Annotated in this window: 2 protein-coding genes; both read left to right on the plus strand. The window is 39.5% G+C overall.

All coding sequences use genetic code 11. The features are described from left to right. The first annotated feature begins 304 nt into the window (after window positions 1-304). Entirely contained in the window at window positions 305-1,861 is a 1,557-nt protein-coding gene (locus WB217_RS13585) for an ABC-F family ATP-binding cassette domain-containing protein (protein ID WP_423993751.1), read from the plus strand. Window positions 1,862-2,205: 344 nt separating this feature from the next. Next, a complete protein-coding gene (locus tag WB217_RS13590; RefSeq protein ID WP_423993752.1) occupies window positions 2,206-3,078 on the plus strand; it encodes a putative selenate ABC transporter substrate-binding protein in 873 nt (290 codons plus the stop codon). Window positions 3,079-3,185 lie beyond the last annotated feature (107 nt).

Below are 3,185 nucleotides of genomic sequence, written 5' to 3' on the forward strand. Positions count from 1 at the left end.
ACCCTTTCAGGCTTTTACTAAACGGATAAGGTAAGAAGAAGGACCTAGGGTTTTACAGGAAATTTTATCAACTTTTGCATTTTATCGATTCGCATTTAAATATCTATTGAAACAATAAGGAAAACTCTTAGTGGGATTAACAATCTCCATCATCGTATCATTTATACTTTTCAAACTGTTAAGATTCGTTTCCATATCTTCCTCCTTATAAAAAACTAGTCTTAAGTCGGAGATTTTAGTATGATTAAGGAATGTGATTGTTAAATTAATGCCATTAAAAATAGATTGAAGCGAGGACTTTATCATGAGTTTATTGAATGTAGAAAATTTGAGTCACACTTTTGGGGATCGTACCCTATTTAAAGATGTCTCTTTCCGCCTTTTAGCTGAGGATCATGTTGGTTTGGTCGGTGCAAATGGTGTCGGTAAATCAACATTAATGAATATTATCACCGGCCAATTGATCCATGATTCTGGAAAAGTTGAATGGACACCAGGTGTGGAATACGGATACTTGGACCAGCATACTGTACTGACTCCGGGAAAATCGATTCGTGACGTATTGAGGGATGCTTTCCTTCCTCTATTTAAAAAGGAAGAAGAATTGAATGAAGTGACTGGCAAGATGGCTGACGCTTCCCCTGAGGAACTAGAAGTGTTGCTCGAACAAATGGCTGAAGTCCAGGACGCCTTGGATGCAGGCGGATTCTATTCGCTCGATATTGAAGTTGAGGAAGCAGCCCGCGGTCTTGGTTTAGACGCAATCGGAATCGACCGTGATGTCTCTGCGTTAAGTGGTGGCCAACGTACAAAGGTGCTGCTTGCCAAGCTATTGCTGGAAAAACCAAAAGTTCTTTTATTGGATGAGCCAACGAACTATCTTGATGTGGAACACATCAATTGGCTGACAAGATATCTTAAAGAATACCCATATGCTTTCATTCTGATTTCCCACGATACTGAATTCATGAACCAGGTATCCAATGTTATTTTCCAACTTGAATTTTCTAAGCTGACGCGTTATACAGCTACTTATGAAAAATTTCTTGAATTAGCAGAACTCAATAAGAATCAACATATAAATGCTTACGAGAAACAGCAGGAGTTCATTAAGAAACAAGAAGATTTCATCGCGAAAAACAAAGCTCGTTATTCCACTACAGGGCGTGCGAAGAGCCGTCAGAAGCAGCTTGAGCGGCTGGAGCGAATTGACCGCCCAGAAACAGCCCTTAAGCCTACTTTCGACTTTAAAGAATCACGGGCAAGCAGCCGTTATGTTTTTGAAGGCAAGGACTTCGAAATCGGCTATACACACCCGCTTATGCCAAAATTGTCAGTAACAATTGAACGCGGCGAAAAAATTGCAATTGTCGGCATGAATGGTGTTGGTAAATCCACATTATTAAAAACAATGCTTGGAAAAATACCTGCACTTAGCGGGAAAATCGAGCGTGGAGACTTCCTGTTCCCTTCATACTTTGAGCAGGAAGTAAAAGCGGCGAACATTACCCCTATCGATGATCTGTGGAGTGAGTTCCCTAGCCTGGATCAGCACCAGGTACGCGCCGCACTTGCACGCAGCGGTCTGAAAAATGAACATATTTCACGTCCGCTTAATCAGCTTAGCGGTGGAGAACAAGCTAAGGTCCGTTTGACAAAGCTCCTTATGCATGAAAGCAACTGGCTGCTGTTTGACGAGCCTACAAACCACCTTGATATTACGGCAAAAGCAGAATTAAAGCGTGCATTACAAGCCTATAAAGGTACGATTGTCCTTGTAAGCCACGAACCTGATTTCTATGAAGATTGGGTAACGAAGGTTTGGAATGTAGAGGAATGGGCTGGAAAATCCGAATTATAGATATTGTTTAAGCCTGCTGGTTTTGCCAGCAGGTTTTATTATTGTTTACTTCTAGCATTGGATAATTGATTGTTTTTATTGGTGCTCGTTTTTTTAAGAAAAATGGATTTCGGTTACATATTGGGATTCTATGCTCCCTTTTTCAAAATCAAGATGGGTCTCGTTCATATACTTGGCTAGGCTCCATTTTTTTTCAAAACGGAGTGGATTTTGATCACATGGCATATTTATTTGCTTATCGGAAAGATTAAAAGGAATTTTCATAAAAAGTATTGAGTTATTTCATCGTTATTGATAAATTTTATAGAGTCTATAAAATTTATTTATGAAAAGGTGATTTCTTAATGAAGAAATTAATGATGTTAATTAGTTTAATGGTGATTTTTGCCTTGACTGGTTGTTCAGGTGATAATGACGAAAATGCTCAAACTAAGAAAGAAACGGAAACCATTAAAATAGGTGCGATTCCGGATCAGAATGCTGCTGACTTGAACAGGAGCATGGAGGACTTTGCGAAGGATTTAGGAGAAAAAACTGGTTTGAAGGTTGAATACGTCCCTTCTGTTGATTATTCAGCACTCGTGACTGCTTTTGAACGCGGTGAAATCCAGCTGGCGTGGTTTGGCGGACTTACAGGTGTGCAGGCTAGAAGTCTGGTTCCTGGAGCGGAAGCATTTGCCCAAAGGCCGATTGATGAAAAATTCAAATCTGTTTTTATTGCCCAAAGCGAGCTCGATATAAATAGCCTTGAAGATTTAAAAGGAAAATCCTTTACATTTGGCAGTGAAAGTTCTACTTCAGGCCACTTGATGCCTCGTTATTTCATGATGGAGGCGGGCATTAACCCTGATAAGGATCTTGATGGAGTTCCAAACTACTCTGGATCACACGATAAAACTTACAAGCTTGTTGAATCAGGGGCGTTCCAGACAGGCGCATTGAATATCTCGGTTTGGGAAGCGGCAGTAAAAGAAGGCAAGGTTGATGAATCAAAGGTGAAGGTATTCTATACAACACCTGAATACTTGGATTATAACTGGACTGTCAATAAAGTTGATAAGGAAACGAAGGATAAAATAAAAGAAGCCATTCTTTCAATGAAGTCTGAAGATAATGAAATTATGAAGCTTTTGCAGACGGATAAATTCATAGAGACGAAGAATGAGAACTATGAAGCAATTGAAAAGGTTGCAAGGGAACTAAAGATCATCAAGTAGGTGGAACAAATGGCTTTACAAAAGGAAATTATTAATCTAAACCAAATATCAAAACATTATGAGCGGAAGATAGCCTTATCTTCCCTTTCTTTTACCGTAAAAAAAGG

Source organism: Mesobacillus sp. (genome assembly GCF_049588175.1).
Classification (GTDB): domain Bacteria; phylum Bacillota; class Bacilli; order Bacillales; family Cytobacillaceae; genus Mesobacillus.